The 17,661-nt window shown below is 60.4% G+C and carries 14 protein-coding genes; 6 read left to right on the forward strand and 8 right to left on the reverse strand.

Annotated elements, in window-relative coordinates:
• The first annotated feature begins 10 nt into the window (after window positions 1–10).
• Together AC3Y64_RS12395 and AC3Y64_RS12400 are read left to right on the forward strand one after the other, a co-directional pair.
• Complete coding sequence (locus AC3Y64_RS12395; RefSeq protein WP_489987675.1) at window positions 11–1,273, forward strand: gallate dioxygenase; 1,263 nt, start codon at window positions 11–13, stop codon at window positions 1,271–1,273.
• A 125-nt stretch (window positions 1,274–1,398) separates the two neighbouring features.
• Window positions 1,399–2,646 carry an OprD family porin gene (locus AC3Y64_RS12400; RefSeq protein WP_489987676.1) on the forward strand — a complete coding sequence of 416 codons (1,248 nt, stop codon included), beginning with the start codon at window positions 1,399–1,401 and terminating at the stop codon, window positions 2,644–2,646.
• On the opposite strand, the gene AC3Y64_RS12405 is transcribed toward AC3Y64_RS12400, so the two are convergent.
• Window positions 2,621–3,856 carry a LysR family transcriptional regulator gene (locus AC3Y64_RS12405; protein ID WP_489987677.1) on the reverse strand — a complete coding sequence of 412 codons (1,236 nt, stop codon included), beginning with the start codon at window positions 3,854–3,856 and terminating at the stop codon, window positions 2,621–2,623. The genes AC3Y64_RS12400 and AC3Y64_RS12405 overlap by 26 nt on opposite strands.
• Before the next feature lie 156 nt (window positions 3,857–4,012).
• On the opposite strand from AC3Y64_RS12405, the gene galB reads away from it, so the two are divergent.
• From galB to AC3Y64_RS12420, 3 genes are read left to right on the forward strand one after another with little or no spacing between them, the layout of a single operon-like run.
• On the forward strand, window positions 4,013–4,747 hold the full coding sequence (gene galB / locus AC3Y64_RS12410) for a 4-oxalmesaconate hydratase (protein ID WP_489987678.1): 735 nt from the start codon (window positions 4,013–4,015) through the stop codon (window positions 4,745–4,747).
• Window positions 4,744–5,460 (forward strand): 4-carboxy-4-hydroxy-2-oxoadipate aldolase/oxaloacetate decarboxylase, encoded by a 717-nt coding sequence (locus AC3Y64_RS12415; RefSeq protein ID WP_489987679.1) that lies wholly within the window; start codon window positions 4,744–4,746, stop codon window positions 5,458–5,460. Before galB ends, AC3Y64_RS12415 begins: the two co-directional genes overlap by 4 nt.
• A gap of 2 nt (window positions 5,461–5,462) precedes the next feature.
• On the forward strand, window positions 5,463–6,551 hold the full coding sequence (locus AC3Y64_RS12420; RefSeq protein ID WP_489987680.1) for a 4-oxalomesaconate tautomerase: 1,089 nt from the start codon (window positions 5,463–5,465) through the stop codon (window positions 6,549–6,551).
• An 83-nt stretch (window positions 6,552–6,634) separates the two neighbouring features.
• Here AC3Y64_RS12420 and AC3Y64_RS12425 read toward each other — a convergent pair whose 3' ends face one another.
• From AC3Y64_RS12425 to AC3Y64_RS12445, 5 genes are all read right to left on the reverse strand, one after another.
• Entirely contained in the window at window positions 6,635–7,594 is a 960-nt protein-coding gene (locus AC3Y64_RS12425; protein WP_158957382.1) for an EamA family transporter, read from the reverse strand.
• A 252-nt stretch (window positions 7,595–7,846) separates the two neighbouring features.
• Complete coding sequence (locus AC3Y64_RS12430) at window positions 7,847–9,199, reverse strand: c-type cytochrome (RefSeq protein ID WP_489987681.1); 1,353 nt, start codon at window positions 9,197–9,199, stop codon at window positions 7,847–7,849.
• 17 nt (window positions 9,200–9,216) lie between these two features.
• Window positions 9,217–11,469, reverse strand: a complete 2,253-nt coding sequence (locus AC3Y64_RS12435; protein ID WP_489987682.1) for a xanthine dehydrogenase family protein molybdopterin-binding subunit — start codon at window positions 11,467–11,469, stop codon at window positions 9,217–9,219.
• Entirely contained in the window at window positions 11,469–11,924 is a 456-nt protein-coding gene (locus tag AC3Y64_RS12440; RefSeq protein ID WP_158957389.1) for a (2Fe-2S)-binding protein, read from the reverse strand. The genes AC3Y64_RS12435 and AC3Y64_RS12440 overlap by 1 nt, the downstream gene beginning before the upstream one ends.
• Before the next feature lie 78 nt (window positions 11,925–12,002).
• Window positions 12,003–12,935 carry an AraC family transcriptional regulator gene (locus AC3Y64_RS12445; RefSeq protein WP_489987683.1) on the reverse strand — a complete coding sequence of 311 codons (933 nt, stop codon included), beginning with the start codon at window positions 12,933–12,935 and terminating at the stop codon, window positions 12,003–12,005.
• A gap of 228 nt (window positions 12,936–13,163) precedes the next feature.
• On the opposite strand from AC3Y64_RS12445, the gene AC3Y64_RS12450 reads away from it, so the two are divergent.
• Window positions 13,164–14,372 carry an MFS transporter gene (locus tag AC3Y64_RS12450; protein ID WP_489987684.1) on the forward strand — a complete coding sequence of 403 codons (1,209 nt, stop codon included), beginning with the start codon at window positions 13,164–13,166 and terminating at the stop codon, window positions 14,370–14,372.
• 183 nt (window positions 14,373–14,555) lie between these two features.
• Here the strand turns inward: AC3Y64_RS12450 and AC3Y64_RS12455 are convergent, their stop codons facing one another.
• Complete coding sequence (locus tag AC3Y64_RS12455; protein WP_489987685.1) at window positions 14,556–16,025, reverse strand: agmatine deiminase family protein; 1,470 nt, start codon at window positions 16,023–16,025, stop codon at window positions 14,556–14,558.
• Between the two features lie 136 nt (window positions 16,026–16,161).
• Window positions 16,162–17,643 (reverse strand): OprD family outer membrane porin, encoded by a 1,482-nt coding sequence (locus AC3Y64_RS12460; RefSeq protein WP_489987686.1) that lies wholly within the window; start codon window positions 17,641–17,643, stop codon window positions 16,162–16,164.
• Window positions 17,644–17,661: the final 18 nt, after the last annotated feature.

A 17,661-nucleotide genomic window follows, 5' to 3' on the forward strand; every position in this document is an offset into this window, starting at 1 on the left:
GGAACTCGTTATGGCACGCATCATTGGTGGCCTCGCTGTATCTCACACCCCGACCATCGGTTTCGCGGTCGATCACGATAAACAGCATGAGGCTGCCTGGGCGCCGATCTTTCGCGGCTTTGAACCGATCAAGGTGTGGCTGAAGGAGCAGCAGCCGGACGTGTTGTTCTACATCTTCAATGATCATGTGACGTCGTTTTTCTTTGATCACTATGGTGCGTTTTCCCTGGGTGTCGATGAGCGTTACGAGGTTGCCGATGAAGGTGGCCACCCGCGCGAGTTGCCGGGGATCGGCGGCCACGCGGCCTTGTCGCGGCATATTGGCGAGAGTCTGGTGGCGGATGAATTCGACATGAGTTTCTTCCGAGACAAACCCCTCGACCATGGCTTCTTCTCGCCGATGTCGGCGTTGTTACCGTACGAGCCAGACTGGCCGGTGGAAATCGTGCCGTTGCAGGTCGGCGTGTTGCAGTTCCCGGTACCGAGTGCGCGCCGTTGCTACAAGTTGGGCCAGGCCCTGCGTCGAGCGATTGAGAGCTATCCGGAGGATTTGAAGGTGGCCATCGTCGCCACCGGCGGCGTGTCCCATCAAGTGCATGGCGAGCGCTGCGGTTTCAACAACCCTGAGTGGGATCAGCAGTTCATTGATCTGCTGGTCAACGATCCTGAGCGCCTTACCGAAATGACCCACGCCGAATACGCCACGCTGGGTGGCATGGAAGGTTCGGAAGTGATTACCTGGCTGATCATGCGTGGCGCACTGTCGGCCACGGTGAAAAACCTGCATCAGGATTACTACCTGCCGTCGATGACTGGCATCGCCACGCTGTTGTTGGAAAATCAGGAGCGCCCGGTTCCTGCCGACCTGAACGCACGGCATTTGCAGCACATGCGTCATCAGTTGGCAGGTATTGAAAAGCTCGAAGGCACGTATCCATTCACGCTCGAACGTAGTGCAAAGGGCTATCGGTTGAACAAGTTTCTGCACCGTATGATCGAGCCGCAGTGGCGTCAGCGTTTTCTCGATCAACCCGAAGCGCTGTTTGACGACGCCGGGTTGAGCGATGAAGAGCGCGATCTGCTGCGCCGCCGTGACTGGCGCGGGTTGATCCACTACGGGGCAATATTCTTCGTACTGGAAAAACTCGCCGCCGTGGTCGGGGTTCCCAATTTGCAGATCTACGCGGCGATGCGCGGACAAAGTCTGGAAGAGTTCATGAAAACCCGTAACCAGCAGGTGCTTTATTCGGTGTCCGGCAAGGCCCCGCGCTAACGTCTCAACGTCATCAGCGGCTCGTTTCGAGCCGCTTTCGCAAGACCCTTGAATGATTTCACTGCGCCCGGTTCATGCGGGTGTAGCGGACTGCTTCATCCCAAAAAAAACGGATAACAATAACAATGAAAATCACCGCCAATGCCCGAGTAGTCTTCACGCTGTCCGCCGTTTGTGTTTTGCCTGCGCAAGTTGTTGCCGCAGGCTTTGTGGAAGACGCCAGCACCAACCTCAACCTGCGCAATTTCTACATCAATCGCAATTTCACCAACCCGGCCTACCCGCAGGGCAAAGCCGAAGAGTGGACGCAGAATTTCATTCTCGATGCCCGCTCCGGATTTACTCAGGGCACGGTCGGGTTCGGTGTCGATGTGTTGGGGTTATATTCGCTCAAGCTCGATGGCGGCCAAGGCACAGGCGGTACGCAATTGCTGCCGTTGGACAGTGATGGTCGTCCTGCAGATGAGTTTGGTCGTCTCGCCGTCGCCGGGAAGATGAAACTCGGTAAAACCGAAATCAAGCTCGGCGAGTGGATGCCGGTGCTGCCGATCCTGCGTTCCGACGACGGTCGCTCGTTGCCACAAACCTTTCGTGGCGGCCAGGTCACGTCGCAGGACATCGCCGGGTTGACCCTGTATGGCGGCCAGTTTCGACAGAACAGTCCGCGCAACGATTCGAGCATGGAAGACATGTTCCTGCAGGGCAAAACGGCGTTCACCTCTGACCGTTTCAACTTCCTTGGCGGTGAATACAGTTTCAATGAAAAACGCACGATGATTGGCGTCTGGAACGCTCAGCTCAAGGACATCTACCAGCAGCAATACCTGCAACTGGTTCACAGCCAGCCATTGGGTGACTGGACGCTGGGCGCCAACCTTGGCTACTTCTGGGGGCGCGAGGAGGGTAGTGCCCGCGCCGGCGATCTGGACAACCGTACCTTTTCAGCACTGCTGTCAGCACGCTACGGCGGCAACACTGTTTACCTCGGCTTGCAGAAACTCAGTGGCGACGATGCCTGGATGAGGGTCAACGGCACCAGCGGCGGAACCTTGGCCAACGACAGCTACAACAACAGCTACGACAATGCGCGAGAGAAATCCTGGCAACTGCGTCACGATTACAACTTTGTTGTCCTCGGCGTCCCCGGTCTGACCTTGATGAACCGTTATATCAGCGGCGATAACGTGCACAGCGGGGCTATCACCGATGGCAAGGAATGGGGGCGAGAGTCCGAGTTGGGCTACACGTTGCAAAGCGGCACATTCAAGAATCTCAACCTGCGCTGGCGCAACTCGAGCATTCGCCGCGATTACAGCAGCAATGAGTTCGACGAGAATCGCTTGATTATCAGCTATCCGTTGAGCCTGCTTTAACGCCGTCGTCGGCCTGCGCCTGGATCACCCGGCGGATCATCTCCATCAGAGCCTGCGCGACCGGTGAGTGCAGGCAACCGCTGCGGTAGGTCAGGCCGATTGCCCGCGCGGTCTGTTTCAACTCCAACGGCAAAATGCACAACTCGCCGGAAGCGATTTCCTGCTCCAGTTGATGCGCTGACACGGCCGCGAGCATGTCGGAGCGCAACAGCAGTCCGCGAATGATCGCCATGTCGGCGCTTTCCACCACCGGTCGAGGCGCTGCGATGCCGAAATCGGCAAAGCAATCATCGAGCATTTGCCGGGCCGGTGAACCTGCGCGAGGCAAGACCCAGCGCGCGTCGTCAAGATGATCCTGCAAATCGTTTTTACCGTAGAGCGGGTGATCACGCCGTGCGAGCACGACCATTTCTTCCGTCAGCAACGACTCGCCGATCAGATCGCTGGCATACGCGGCTGAGCGCAGCGCGCCAAAGATAAAATCCACATCGCCTGCCCGTAACTCCGTCGCCAGCAAGTCGAAGGGGCTTTCGTTAGTGATGACTTGAATGCCCGGATGTTCTTCCACCAGGCTGACGATGGCTTCGGGCAGGATGCGCGTGCGCCCAAGGGGCAGGGCGCCGACGTGGACGATACCGCGCAAGGCGCCGCGTATGGCGGTGATGTCGGTTTCGATATGCCGAAGTTCGTTGAGCGCACGGCGGATCGCGAACAGGATGTCATGACTGGCCCGGGTCGGTTGCAAGCCTCGTGGCGTGCGCTCGAACAGCGAATGCCCACAGCCGTTTTCCAGCACTTTCAGCGTCGAACTGACCGCCGGCTGGCTCAGGCCCAGCAGGCTGGCCACGGTTTGCATATGGTGGGTTTCACAGAGTTTGACGAACACTTGCAAGCGTCGCGCCTGGAACAGATAAAGCGGCTCGACCGCTGTTTTGTCGCCGTCAGCGAGCAATTTCGGCACCGCCTCAAGCTCTGCCAGAACCCGACGCGCACGGGGTAGCAGGCGCTCGCCAAAATCCGTCAGGCGCATGCCGTTAGCGTGGCGTTCGAACAGCGTCACGCCAAGGCGTTCTTCGAATTCGGAGATGGAACGGGTGACCACCGATTGCGCCCGGAACAGCGCGACAGAAGCCTTGGAGACACTGCCGTGATCAGCCACGCGGACGAACGCACGCACGTGCATCAGGCTCGGCAGTTCAGTGGTTTCCATGGGGCAAGGGCTCTGTGGCGGGTCGATTCAGGCGACTATGCCGCCGGCATGTTCGAGTGGCAATAAAAAAAACGCATACCTCAACCACTCGAACGCATTACTCCGTCGGCAGGGTGCGATGCGATGCTTTGTCGCAACGCAGGAGGAGTATCCGCAATGATCGAATCAACCAAAAGCGCGCTGGTTGTCAGCGCCCACTCTGCCGATTTCGTCTGGCGCGCCGGTGGTGCGATCGCACTGCATGCGCAGCAGGGTTACAACGTTCACATTGTCTGCCTGTCATTCGGCGAGCGCGGCGAATCCGCCAAGCTGTGGCGCCAGGGCGAGATGAGCGAAGACAAGGTCAAGGCCGCACGCCGCGAAGAGGCCCAGGCTGCCGCGGATATCCTCGGGGCCAGCGTCGAGTTTTTCGATATTGGCGATTACCCGATGCGCGCCGACAAGGAAACCCTGTTCCGCCTGGCCGATGTGTTTCGCCGGGTGCAACCGGAATTTGTCCTCAGTCATTCCATTAAAGACCCGTACAACTACGACCACCCGCTGGCGATGAACCTGACGCAGGAGGCGCGCATCATCGCTCAGGCAGAAGGCTATAAGCCGGGCGAGAAAATCGTCGGTGCGCCGCCGGTCTACAGTTTCGAGCCGCATCAGCCCGAACAATGCGAGTGGCGTCCTGATGTGCTGCTCGACATCACCGATGTCTGGGACAAGAAGTACGCGGCTATTCAGTGCATGGCCGGTCAGGAGCACTTGTGGGAGTACTACACGCGCGTCGCCTTGCAACGCGGTGTGCAAGCCAAGCGTAATGTCGGCATCACCTCGACCCGCAACATCGTCTATGGCGAGGGTTACCAGAGTATTTTCCCGCGCGTCACGGGGAATCTGGCATGAGCCAACACATCGGCAAAACCGGCATTGTCGTGCGCAATATTCAGCGCGCCGAAGCGACATTGATCGATGAATTGAAACGCTTCGGCGTGGCAACCATTCATGAAGCTCAGGGTCGCAAAGGTTTGTTCGCCTCGTCGATCAGGCCGATTCAGCAAGGCACGGTGATCAGCGGTTCAGCGGTCACCGTGCTGGTCGCACCCGGCGACAACTGGATGTTTCATGTGGCGGTGGAGCAATGCCGCCCCGGTGACATTCTGGTGGTGGCGCCGAGTTCACCGTGCACCGACGGCTATTTCGGCGACCTGCTCGCCACCTCGCTCAAGGCCCACGGCGTCCGTGCGTTGGTGATCGACGCCGGGGTTCGCGACACGCACACCTTGCGGGAAATGGGCTTCCCGGTCTGGTCTCGCGCAATCAGTGCCCAAGGCACGATCAAAGAAACGCTGGGGTCGGTCAACTTGCCGCTGGTGTGTGGCGGTCAGTTGGTCTATCCGGGCGACGTTGTCGTCGCCGACGATGATGGAGTTGTGGTCGTGAGGCGCACAGAGTTGCCGCAGGTCGTCGAAGCCAGCCGCGCAAGGGCCGACCTGGAGGAGCAGAAGGCACTGCGTCTGGCCAATGGCGAGCTGGGCCTGGACATCTACAACATGCGCAAACGCCTCGCCGAAAAGGGCTTGCGCTACATCGACAGCCTTGACGAACTGGGAGACTGAGCATGCCGCAGACCCGCATTCCCTGCCTGTTGATGCGCGGGGGTACATCCAAAGGCGCTTACTTTCTGGCCGATGATCTGCCGCAAGAGCCTGCGCTGCGAGACCGCGTGCTGCTCGCGGTCATGGGTTCGCCAGATGCGCGGCAGATCGATGGCATCGGCGGCGGTGACTCGCTGACCAGCAAAGTAGCGCTCATCAGACCATCGAAGCGTGCAGGTGCGGATGTCGATTACCTGTTCGCCCAAGTGCTGGTAGAGGAGCCGCGCGTCGATTACGGACAGAATTGCGGGAATATTCTTGCGGGTGTCGGCCCGTTCGCCATTGAACGCGGGTTGGTGCCGGTGACGGCGGCGGTCACGCCAGTGCGTATTTACATGGAAAACACCGGCCAGATCGCCATCGTCCATGTACCCACGCTCGACGGCCAGGTTGACTATCACGGTAACGCCCGGATTGACGGCGTGCCCGGCCAGGCCGCTCCGCTGATCGTCGAATTCGCGGACGTCGCGGGTGCCAGTTGCGGCGAACTGCTCCCGACCGGCAACGCGCTCGATGTGATCGACGGGGTCGAAGTGACCTGCATCGATAACGGTATGCCCGTTGTGCTGATCCGCGCGCAGGATGTCGGCTGCAGCGGCTATGAATCCCCCGCGCAGCTCGACGCCGATGCAGTTCTGAAAGAGCGTATGGAATCCATTCGCCTGCAAGCGGGGCCGCGCATGAATCTGGGCGATGTAAGCCAGCGCAACGTGCCGAAAATGTGCCTGATCGCACCGCCCCAGGCGGGTGGCGCAATCAGCACACGCAGCTTCATTCCGCATCGCTGCCACACCAGCATTGGCGTGTTCGGCGCCGTCAGCGTAGCCGCGGCGTGCCTGATCGAAGGCAGTGTGGCGGCGGGTATGGCGGTTGCGGGGAAGGGCGAGGTGAAACGGCTGTCGATCGAACACCCGACAGGCGAGTTCACGGTGGAGCTGCAATTGCAGGATGGGCAGCTTGTCGGTTGCGGGTTGATGCGCACGGCACGGTTGTTGTTCGACGGCTTTGTGTGCATTCCTTCGGCGGTGTGGAGCGCTGTAGCAGTGGGTTGATGCCTGGTTGGGAACAGGCAAACCTCAGAAGCGCCAAAGCCCCGAATGAGCGGGGCTTTGTCGTAGATGCTATCGGGTGATTCTCAGGCCGCAGCTTTGGCATCCGCCTTGATAGCTGTTTTGCGATACGTCAGCAGCACGATGCCGGTCACCACAATCACCCCGCCGAGAATCTGCCCCGCACCGAGCATCTGATCCAGCACGATCCAGCCCATCAGCAACGTCGCCAACGGCTCGATGTTCATGACCGGCGCGTTGCGAGGCATGTCCAGGCGGGGCACGGAAATGAACAGCACGATAAAACCGGTGCCGTAGAGCACCACCAACGTGGCGAGGGCCAGCCATCCGGTTGAGCTCGCGGGCAGATTCAGGCCGCCGGGCAGGGCGCCGGTCAGTCCCGCCAGATTGACGCTGCTGAAGACGATGAAAATGGTCAAGAGACTGCGCGCCGTACCCCGTACCTGCGACAGCTTGTGGTCGGTGATCCACAGTGCGCAGGCGAACACGCTGGCGGCGCAAAACGCGAGCGCGATGCCCAGCCACCATTGCGCGCCGACCTGGGTCGCGCTCGCCAGACGCCCGGGGACATCCAGCACAAACACCAATCCCAGCAGAATCAAACCCATCAATGCCGCGGTGCGTGCGGTCGGTCTCGGGCCGCCGGTCGCCCAAGTGAGCAACGCCAGCAGAATGGGAAACACGTTGGCCACCAACAGCGCCACCGCCACCGGAACGCGAGCGACGGCGGAGTACAGGCACAGACTCTGCGCGGTAATCAGCAAACCCAAGAGCAATTGCCAGCGCCAGGCACCTGCCGGCAAGCGCAGGCTTTGTCTTTGCCACAGCACGAGGATGGCGAGCACCAGCAAGGTCCCGCCAGAACGCAGCAAAATCGCCAGCAACACACCGGCGCCATCATCGAAAGCGACTCGCGCCGCGACATGATTGCCGGCGAACGCACAGCCCATGCATAAAAGAATGATCACCGCGAGGTGACGGGGGAACGGCGGCGGTACGGTTTGCGCAACGGTAGGACGGGACATGGCAGTTCTCAAGCAATGCCAGGCCATTCGGCATGGCGGGGGAATTTTTATTATGTTGTCGTACAACTTCGCCAGTTTTTACCGCATTGGGCAACGTCGGGCAAGTCAGGTTTTGATGGCGAGGCCGGAGGAAGGCGTGTTGAGAGCGTTTGCAGGGGTGCAGATTTAGGTGTGGAGATCGTATGACTGGGCACGCCTGCGTGGCGAGCCAGTCCTGCGCTGGGCGCAGGACTGGTGTCTTTACGCCGACGCCTAACGCATGTGCAGGATGATCGGGCTGCTGCTGGCCGGATCGGTGTGTTCACGCAGCTTGCCAACTGCCTGTGCCTCGACCGCACTGCCCTGATTGCCCCAGGTGCTGCGCATGAAGGTCAGAACCTCGGCGATCTGCTGATCCGACAATTGCTCGCGGAATGCCGGCATGCGGTAGGCGTCCGGCACACCGGCAGCCACGATACGCTGCGAACCATTGAGGGTGATGTTGATCGCCGAGGCGCTCTCTTTGGCCAACGCCGAGGTCGCGCCGGCCAGCGGCGGCATCCATTCTGATTGACCTTTGCCGTCCAGCCCGTGGCAAGAGGCACAGCGTGTCACGTAGGTGTGCGCACCCGGTGAATCCAAACGCGTCGCTGCCGAAGCCTCCTGGTATTGCCACGGCTGGCCGTCGCGCTGCGGGTCGCCGGGCAACGACTTCAGATAACGGGCAATGGCCGTCAGGTCTTCGTCGCTCATGAACTGCGTGGAGTTGTTGAACGCTTCAGTCATCGAGCCGTAAACCACCGCATGTTGGTTGCGTCCGGTCTTGAGGAACTGCACGATTTCCGGCTCGCTCCAGCGACCCAAGCCGGTGTTGTGGTCATCGCGCAGGCTCGGCGCGTACCAGCCATCGAGGAGGGCGCCCGCGAGGAACGGCAGGCCGGATTCGTCCAGTGCCTTTTCGTTGAGCGCCAGACCCCGCGGCGTATGACAACTGCCGCAGTGCCCGGCGCCCTGCACGAGGTAAGCGCCACGATTCCACAATGGGTCCTGCGACGACGTGGACACATAAGGCTCGGCGTCGACAAACACGCCGTTCCACAAAGCAATTGGCCAACGCAGATTCAACGGCCAGGGAATTGCACTGGGGATGTTCGCCTGCTTCACCGGCGCCACGCCTTTCATGAAGAATGCATACAGCGCACGCACGTCGTCGTCACTGAGTTTAGCATAGGAGGGGTAGGGCATCGCCGGGTACAAACGGCGACTCTCAGGTGCTACGCCATGGCGCACGGCACGGTCGAAGTCCGCCAGGCTGTAGGCGCCAATCCCGGTTTCGGGATCCGGCGTGATGTTGGTTGCATGGATCGCGCCCAACGGTGTGGCCATCTCCAGCCCACCGGCGAATGGGGCGCTGCCCGGCACGCTGTGGCAGGCCACACAATCGCTGAGCCGGGCGACGTATTCGCCACGCGCGATCAGCGCTGGGTCGATGTCGGCCGCAGTCAACGTGTTCTCTTCCAAATGCGAGACAGGCTCGCGTGTGACATACCAGGCCAGCAGGCCTGCCGCGACCAGGCACGGCACCGCCAGCCAGCCAGCGGTTCTTGCGAATCGGCTGTTATTCATGGACGCTCCGGCGCTGATCAGGTGAATGTGTGTCGGCTCATGGGCAGGCTGCGAACCCGTTGTCCCGTCAGTGTCGCCACTGCGTTCGCGACAGCGGGGGCGACGGCAGGCAACGGTGGTTCGCCGATGCCGCCCATTTTTTCCCCGCTCTCGACGACACGCACATGGACCCGTGCCATCCGCGCAGGCGGCAGGATCTGATACAAGTCGTAGTTGCGCGCCCGAGGCTTGCCATCAATCCACACGGCTTCTTCCACGAGTGTCTGGGACAGACCCAGCGCCACGGCGCCATTGACCTGCGCCTCGACAATCGCCGGGTTGACGATGCTGCCGGGGTCAATCGCCTGCCAGATGTCGTGCACCCTGACCTGTCCGTTCTCGATCGACACCTCGGCGATCACCGCGGTCTCGGTACCGAACGGCGAAGCCATCGCCACGCCTCTTGCACGTCGGCTGCCATCCTCGGCGGTAAACGGCCCGCGCTTCCAGCCCCCTGACAACTCAGCCACCGCCTGCAACAGCGTGGTCAGGCGCTGGTTGTCGCGCAGCAAATGCAGGCGCAGTTCGAAGGGGTCCTTGCTGCCCTTGTCGGCCAGTTCGTCGAGGAACGATTCATAGAAAAAGTCGTTGAGCGAATTACCCACCGAACGCCAGTAACCGAGCATCGCCGGACCTTTCACATAGATCTGCGCGATGCGCTTGTTGGGGATCGCGTAGGACTTGCCCGACAAGCCTTCAAGCGCCGTGGGGTCGAGCTTCTCACCCTGTTTGCCGGCGATGGCCTCGGTCGGACCTTCGGTGGCACTGATCGCTTCGATTGCCAGCGGCCAGCCGTCCTTGTCCAGCGCGGCGCGGAAGTTCACCGCGGCAACCGGACGGAGCACATCACGCAAAAACTCTTCCTCGCGACTCCAGATCATTTTGACCGGGCGGCCAACGGCCTTGGACAGCTCGATCGCCTGCGGATAGGGACTGGCTGAGTCGTAGAGGAAATGCCGCCCGAAGAACCCGCCCAGTAATGGCGAATGCAGGGTAATGCGCGATGGATCCAGACCCGTGCGTTTGGCGATATCTGCGCGGTACATGTCCGGCGCCTGATTGGGCAGCCAGACTTCCAGCGAACCGTCCGGATTGAATCGGGCCAGCGCCGAAGGCGGTTCCAGTTGCCCGTGGTTCAGGTATTGGTTGTGGTAAGTAGCGTCGATTCGGGACTTGGCATCACCGAGCAGCGCAGCGACGTTGCCCTCATTCTCGTCATCCCTGGCTGGGCCCTTGTGTTCGGCGAGTTGCTTGAGCCAGTCATCGCTGGAAAAGTCTGCCGGCATCGGTCGCACTTTGCTCTCGCTCGTGGGTGCCTGCCAGTCGACCTGAATCGCTTCGACCGCACGTTTCGCATGCCACCAGCGTTCGGCGACCACCGCCACCGCGCCCTTCAGGCGATGCACGGAATGTACGCCTTTCATGGCCTTGACCTGATCTTCGTTGCGCAAGTTGCCCACCGTCATAGCCAAACGCGGGGCATGTTGAACGGCCGCATGCAGCATGCCGTCGACCTTCAGGTCGATGCTGTAAAGCGCCTTGCCCGTGGACTTGTCGTAGGCATCGAGACGCTTCACGGGTTTGCCGATCCAGCGGAACTGACTCGGATCCCGCAGTTGCACGCTGGCTGGATCGGGAACCGGTAGATCCATCGCGCGCTCGGCCAATTCACCGTACGCCAACGAGCGGCCCGACTTGGCATGCACGACTTTGCCGGGCTCGGTGCTCAACTCGCTGACTGGCACGCCAAATTGTTGCGCGCCCGCTTGCAGCAGCATGGCGCGGGCGAGCGCACCGAGGCGGCGCATGACCGGGTAACTCATGCGCACCGACATGCTGCCACCGGTGATGCGCATGCCGTTGTCCATCACCACATAAGCTTCGCCGGGCGGCGCGGCTTCGACCAGAAAGGTCGATGGGTCGGCGTCCAGTTCTTCACCGACGATCTGTGCCATCGCGGTGAACGTACCTTGGCCGCCTTCCATGAACGGGCAGAGCAGACGCACGCGGTTGTCCGGGCGGATCTCCAGAAACGCCGGCACCTGCGTACCACGCTCGGCGCTTGTTGCAGTCGCCGCCGCTTGCACGCGTGTCGAACCGAGTGGCAGACCGAAGCCAAGAACCAATGCGCCCACGGCAGTTCCGGTCAGAAAGCGTCGGCGCGACACGTTGACCGGATCGTGCAGTGCAAACGCGGAGGCCTCGTGGGAAGGATCGATACGGACGCTCATCACGCGTTCCCCTTGCCGGCCAGCTCATGCACGGCGGCATGAATGGCGTTGTAAGTACCGCAGCGACACAGATTGACCATCGCGGCCTCGATCTGCGCATCACTCGGCGCAGGGTTTTGTTTGAGCAGCGCCGTAGCGGCCATCACCTGCCCGGACTGGCAGTAACCGCACTGGGCGACTTGCAGATCGACCCACGTCGAGACAACGCGTTTGCCCACCTCATCGTCTTCGATGGCCTCAATGGTGGTGATCTCGCGGCCGACCACACCGGCCACCGGTGTGACGCACGAACGCACCACATTGCCGTCCACCAGCACCGAGCAGGCGCCGCATTGCGCCAGACCGCAGCCGTACTTGGTGCCGGTCATGCCCAGATCATCGCGGATCACCCACAACAAGGGCGTATCCGCATCGGCATCGACCTGATAGGTCTTTTGGTTGATTTTCAGTTCCATGGCTCACCCGCTTGATCATCGGTTGACTTGCATTGTTATGAGCGGTGACACGCGGCGAGGCGCATCAGCGTTTTTCGTTCAATTCGCTGCGGTGCTGGGCGCTTCTGCCTCGAATGGCTGCCCGCGCATAAGGGCAATGTCGCGACTCGGCGCGGTGCCGAACAGGCGGCCATATTCGCGGCTGAATTGCGAAGGACTTTCATAGCCGACAGCGAACGCCGCCCGCGATACGTCGAGGCGTTCCATCAACATCAATCGCCGCGCCTCGTTCAGGCGCATCCATTTCTGGTACTGCAGCGGACTCATGCCGGTGAGCTGGCGGAAATGATGGTGAAAGGTCGGCGCACTCATCTGCACCCGCGCGGCCAGATCGTCAATGCGTAGCGCGCCGGTGTAGTTGACCTTGAGCCAGTCGATGGCTTTGGCGATGCGATAACCCTGACCATCGACGGCAGTGATCTGCCGCAGCCGTGCGCCTTGATCGGTATTGAGCAGTCGATAGTGGATTTCTCGCAGAATCAGCGGCGCCAGCACCGGGATCCCCTCCGGCTCATCGAGTAGCGCCAGCAGCCGGTCGAGCGCGCCTTCCAGTGCGCAGGACATGTAGCCAATGCCTGCGCCCGTGCCCGTTGATTGCTGGCGCTTCGCAGGCAAGCCGCTCTGGGTGATGACCTCGGCAAGCATGCCGACATCCAGTTTCAGCACCAGGCCGACACAGGGCTGATCGGGGCTGGCAAGCACCACTTCCGAGTTGGCGGGCAGATCCAGTGAAGTGACCAGAAAACGCGAGGGCTCATAGCAATAGCCCTCACCACCGACCCACAAGCGCTTTTGCCCACGGGCCACCAGAATCAGGCTCGGTTCGATCATGCACACAGCGGGGGGCGCTGGCTGGTCGCGCCGAAACAGCGACAGACCGGCAATGGTTGTGGCGAAGTCACCCGGTGCGCTCACGCGCGGGTCGATGTTCAACGCCAACGATGATTCCTGGCGCGGGGGGATATGAATCATGGTGGGTCGCTCCTGTTGAGCGAACTCTAATCCGCCGGTCAGAGGTTTCATATCCATCACCCTGCATCCTCAGAGGATCAGGCAAGCATTCAAGAGGAATGCGCTAGAGCGGGGGCGGATCGACCGGGAGAATGTGTCTAGCTGTTACAGGAGGAGCACCCGCTAGGGCGCAAAAAGGTTTGTCCTCCTGCGCATGAACCCACGCTTTTCGCATCACAGGTAATTCCCATGACTGTTTCATCTACAGACCTTTCTTCAGAAAAACGCGGCTGGAGCGCGGTGCTGGCCATGTCGCTGGCCGCATTTGCTTTGGTTGCCTCCGAATTCATGCCCGTCAGTCTGCTGACGCCCATTGCGGCCGATCTGCACATCACCGAGGGCCAGGCAGGGCAGGGCATTTCCGTGTCCGGTGCCTTTGCATTGATCACCAGCCTGGTGATTGCATCGATTGCCGCGCGCGTCGAACGCAAGAAACTGCTGCTGTCTCTGACCTTGCTGATGATCGTGTCAGGCACAGTCGTCGCCCTCGCGCCGGGCTACCCTTCATTCATGGTCGGGCGTGCTTTGATCGGCATCGCGATCGGTGGTTTCTGGTCATTGTCGGCAGCGACCGCCATGCGTCTGGTGCCGCGCGATCAAGTCCCCCGAGCGCTGGCCATGGTCAACGGCGGCAATGCGCTCGCCACGGTCATCGCCGCACCAGCCGGTGCATTCCTGGGCTCGCTGATAGGCTGGCGCGGCGCGTTTTTCTGCGTGGTCCCAGTCGCCGCGCTGGCCGCCGTCTGGCTGATGATCAGTCTTCCGTCCTTCAAGGACGAACGCCCAGCGCGCAGCGGCAACGCCTTGCAGCTGATGAAGCGGTTGCCGGTCGCGTTGGGCATGATCGCGGTCAGCGCATTTTTCATGGGCCAGTTCATGCTGTTCACTTACTTGCGCCCGTTTCTGGAGGGCGTCACGGGCGTCAGCGTTTCAACACTGTCGTTCATGCTGCTGGGGTTGGGACTTGCCGGTTTTATCGGCACCTTTTTGATCGAACGATTTATGGGCAACGGCCTCTATCGCACGCTGACCATCATCCCTCTGATCATGGCCGTGATAGCGCTCGCGTTAGTCAACTTTGGCGCGTCGCCGCTGCTGACTGCCGTGCTGCTCGGGCTGTGGGGACTGGTCGCCACTGCTGCTCCGGTCGGATGGTGGACGTGGCTGGCGCAAACTCTGCCAGACGATGCTGAAGCCGGTGGCGGCATGCTCGTCGCCATTGTCCAGCTGGCTATCGCCGGCGGCGCAATCGTGGGGGGGCTGGCGTTTGATTTGAGCGGTTACAAGGCGACCTTCGAGCTCAGCGCGGCGGTTTTGGTTGCTGCGTCTTTGCTCGCGTGGCTGGCGGGGCGCAGTGCCACTGAGGTTCATCTTGTCGAGTCGAACGTGACTGCTTGATGACAGTCCATGGGTCATATATATCAATGCCTCAGGTTGGCTTCGTTTCCGCTGGTCAGTATTCATTAATGCTCTGGAGTCCTCTGAAATCAAAGGGTGGAAGCTTATTTGCAGAAACGGATTTGGCCGGTTCTCTGGCGTTCTGGGTGGGCTCATGATCGTGCAGCAATGAAATTCAGGGACTCATGTTGAGCTGATCGACGGTTGCTGTTGCGTTGCGCAGTGAATGGTTCCTCCGCCACTGGCCAGCCCGTCCGTGGAAATCTGGATGACCACATGATCCGGATAAAGGCCCTGCAACGTATTGAAGGCAATCAGGTCACGCTCCGCATCGCCGAACTGTCCCATGATGATGCAGCCGTTGCCATGGGTGTATCCGACGTAGCCTGGCGCGGTGGTTTCAATGAATTCTTCCAGTGAGCGCTCGGTAATGGGTCGCTGAGCGTTACGCGCCTTGAAGGACTGGTAAATCTTCTTGCTTCGCGGCAGAGGTAGCGGATGGAGCGTCAGCTTTGCATCGGCGCGTCCCAGGTATTTCGCCCTCAGCGCCTCAGGCAAGGCGTTGACTTCAGCCACAGCCGCATTCAGGGCTATTTCATTTCGATTGTCCTGTGGCTCGAAATTCCGGTCGAAAGCAAAAACCATTTGGTTTTGTGAGGCGAACTTAGCGGTGAAATCCACATGCCAGTCGGTCAGTTCCTCACCCTTGACGCCCGGCATCCACAACACCTTTTCAACACCAAACACCCGCGCAAGCTCCGCTTCGATTTGCGCCTTGTCCTTACCCGGGTTGCGGTTGTCGTTGATGATGCAGCTCTCCATGGCCACTGCGAGCCCTGCACCGTTGACCTCCAGCCCACCGCCTTCCATTGTCAGCCAGGTGGGCACGCCGGCAATCCCCTTGTTCTTGAGGATGAAACTGGCAATGTGCTTATCACCGTCGACCGGCTGGTCCATGACGCCGTTGCTGGTCTTCTGCGGATCTTTGGCCCAATTGCACAGCCCCGTGCTGATTGGCCACTGGCCCCAGCCGTTGAAGTTGGTGTCCACCCCGTACAGCTTGCCCTCGGCATCCTTGACGAAGACCGGGGCGGTATCGCGGGTCCACAAATCGTTGATATGAGTTTGCAGAAAGGTGATCGGGAACGTATTGATCGCCGGTAGATCGGCCGGTTTGCGTACTTTACCGATATAGATCCGTCCCGAATTATCAAGCTGGCCGCCAAACTGGTTTTTAGCCGAAGCTTGCGCGGTGATTTCCCCCAGAAAGCCACGCGCCTCTGCCTCGTCCGCCGCGGTGTCCACCAGCATGTACACCGCCTGAAACCGTGACAGGTTGGCAGCAAGGCGCATCAAGTCCTGCCGTGCGACGAAGCGACTATTGCTCAAATCGCGGCCGAAAGGGGTTTCCTGCTCCTCACCCCAGGCATGGGGAGTTGCGCCGTAAGCCATCCAGGTCGCACTTTGGTGAGACCATTCGGCGGGCATCAGCAAGGACGTTGTGTCAGCCGGACGAGTTGACTCAATACAGGTCTCACCTGCTGCCGTTTCCTTGGTTTGCGCAGCCAGCGCTCGGGAAGACCAGACCGAACCGGCGCTTCCAAGAATGGTCAGTCCAGCCATCAGCTTCAACACGTTTCGTCTGCTGCTCATCGTTCTTGTTCTCCTGTTCACTGCTGTTGTTCTGGCAAGAGCGGGCAAATTCTTACCCATGCACGGTTGGCGTTTTGCGTTTGATTTGGGTCATTGGCGGCCACCCGATTGGGGGGCGACGCGTTTGGCTAACCGACTACATAATGTCCAGCGGATAGGACGTAATGATCAGCACTTCATCGACATCCCCACCCGAGTTGATGCTTGCATCGCGGTTACCGCGATAGGTGGCTTGCAGCAGGGTGATGGACAGATCCTTCGCCGGCCCGGCCTGCACCACATAGGTTGCCTGGGCATCGCGCTCCCACTCCTTGCCATCCTGCATGTCGATATAGGGTGTATAGGCGCCGGCAGCGTCGGCGTGCCGGCCATCACCACCGGTTCCCTTGACGTAGCGGGTGGAAAGGGTCAGCCCCGGAATGCCGAAGCTGCTCGCGTCCAGATCGTATTGCAGCCGATAAGAACGCTGGCCGGGGGCGGTGAAATCCGCCCATTCAGAGGCGTTGGTGAGCCAGATGGAACCCTGACCGTTATAGGCACCGCCCTGGCGTTCGTTGCCGCTCTGCCCGCTGATCGCCAAATAGTCAAAGGGCGTATCGCCGTCGATCTGCTGATGAGCGAGAGTCAGGGTGTGCGCACCATGGGTCAGCGCCAGCTCAACGCTGAAAGCGTCATTGTCGATGTCTCCGGCAATGGCATCGCCTGCATCCCTGGTCTTGTAGTAATTGAAACGGCTGTGCATCGAGGTATCGTCATCCAGGCTCAGAGTGTGCTGCAACTCAAGGAAATACTGGTGCCACACGTCTTCGAAACGGGCAACATGGACGCGCGCCGAGAGCGTTTCGCTGAAGGCGTAGTCGGCTCCCGCAAAGTCGGCACTGTCGACTCGGGTTGTGCCATAGGTGGTGCCGAGATCGCCATCGCGATTACTGCTGTTTTCCGAATTGCCTGAGGTGAAGTGACCACCCTGCAACACAAGGTTGTTCACCTCCTTACTGTTGATCATCACGCCGCTGGCGTGAGCCGGCATCAGATAGCCGTCCCACGTGGCGAACACCGGGCTTTGCGGCATCAGATCGCCGGCCTTCAGTTCGGTTTGCGACATCCGTATTTTGACCGCGCCGCCGGCCAGACCATAGCCGGCTTGTCCCTGGCATGTACCGCTCAAGGCGCTGCAATGACTGCCGTCGACCGGCAGCAACGGACTGCCCCCTGTGCCGGCTCCGCTGTTAAGACGCATCGCGCCATTGGCAAAGGCATCCACACCAAAGCCGATCACGCCTTGCGTATAGCCTGAGTCAAACCGGAGCATGACCGCCTGTGCCCATTCATTGATGTAGTTCTGGCTGGTGTTCTGAGCAACGCCGGATTCGGCAAGGTTGGCCGCCGCATTGTTGTTGTTCTTGTTGTTCACGTAGTAGGCGTAGGAGCGATGTTCGAGGCTCAGGGAACTGTCGTCGACAAACCCTCTGGACTGCGCCTGAACCAAATCCTGCCCTGCCGTCGACTGCTCGTCTTTATCACCGGCCAACTCCTGGTCAATGGCAAAGACCGGTTGCGTACCGGCGATGACGATGGCCAATGCCGGTACGCTCAACGTTTTCATGTGCATCTGCATCAACACTACTCCTCGTTT

The organism is Pseudomonas sp. 4CAES_32.4, from assembly GCF_058136335.1.

Excerpts from the sequence above, each read along its gene's own strand:
- AC3Y64_RS12450 (WP_489987684.1), top strand. The coding sequence starts at position 13,164 with ATGACTGTTTCATCTACAGACCTTTCTTCAGAAAAACGCGGCTGGAGC.
- AC3Y64_RS12420 (WP_489987680.1), top strand. The coding sequence starts at position 5,463 with ATGCCGCAGACCCGCATTCCCTGCCTGTTGATGCGCGGGGGTACATCC.
- galB (WP_489987678.1), top strand. The coding sequence starts at position 4,013 with ATGATCGAATCAACCAAAAGCGCGCTGGTTGTCAGCGCCCACTCTGCC.
- AC3Y64_RS12440 (WP_158957389.1), bottom strand. The coding sequence starts at position 11,924 with ATGGAACTGAAAATCAACCAAAAGACCTATCAGGTCGATGCCGATGCG.
- AC3Y64_RS12445 (WP_489987683.1), bottom strand. The coding sequence starts at position 12,935 with ATGATTCATATCCCCCCGCGCCAGGAATCATCGTTGGCGTTGAACATC.
- AC3Y64_RS12460 (WP_489987686.1), bottom strand. The coding sequence starts at position 17,643 with ATGCAGATGCACATGAAAACGTTGAGCGTACCGGCATTGGCCATCGTC.
- AC3Y64_RS12415 (WP_489987679.1), top strand. The coding sequence starts at position 4,744 with ATGAGCCAACACATCGGCAAAACCGGCATTGTCGTGCGCAATATTCAG.
- AC3Y64_RS12455 (WP_489987685.1), bottom strand. The coding sequence starts at position 16,025 with ATGAGCAGCAGACGAAACGTGTTGAAGCTGATGGCTGGACTGACCATT.
- AC3Y64_RS12405 (WP_489987677.1), bottom strand. The coding sequence starts at position 3,856 with ATGGAAACCACTGAACTGCCGAGCCTGATGCACGTGCGTGCGTTCGTC.
- AC3Y64_RS12425 (WP_158957382.1), bottom strand. The coding sequence starts at position 7,594 with ATGTCCCGTCCTACCGTTGCGCAAACCGTACCGCCGCCGTTCCCCCGT.
- AC3Y64_RS12435 (WP_489987682.1), bottom strand. The coding sequence starts at position 11,469 with ATGAGCGTCCGTATCGATCCTTCCCACGAGGCCTCCGCGTTTGCACTG.
- AC3Y64_RS12430 (WP_489987681.1), bottom strand. The coding sequence starts at position 9,199 with ATGAATAACAGCCGATTCGCAAGAACCGCTGGCTGGCTGGCGGTGCCG.
- AC3Y64_RS12400 (WP_489987676.1), top strand. The coding sequence starts at position 1,399 with ATGAAAATCACCGCCAATGCCCGAGTAGTCTTCACGCTGTCCGCCGTT.
- AC3Y64_RS12395 (WP_489987675.1), top strand. The coding sequence starts at position 11 with ATGGCACGCATCATTGGTGGCCTCGCTGTATCTCACACCCCGACCATC.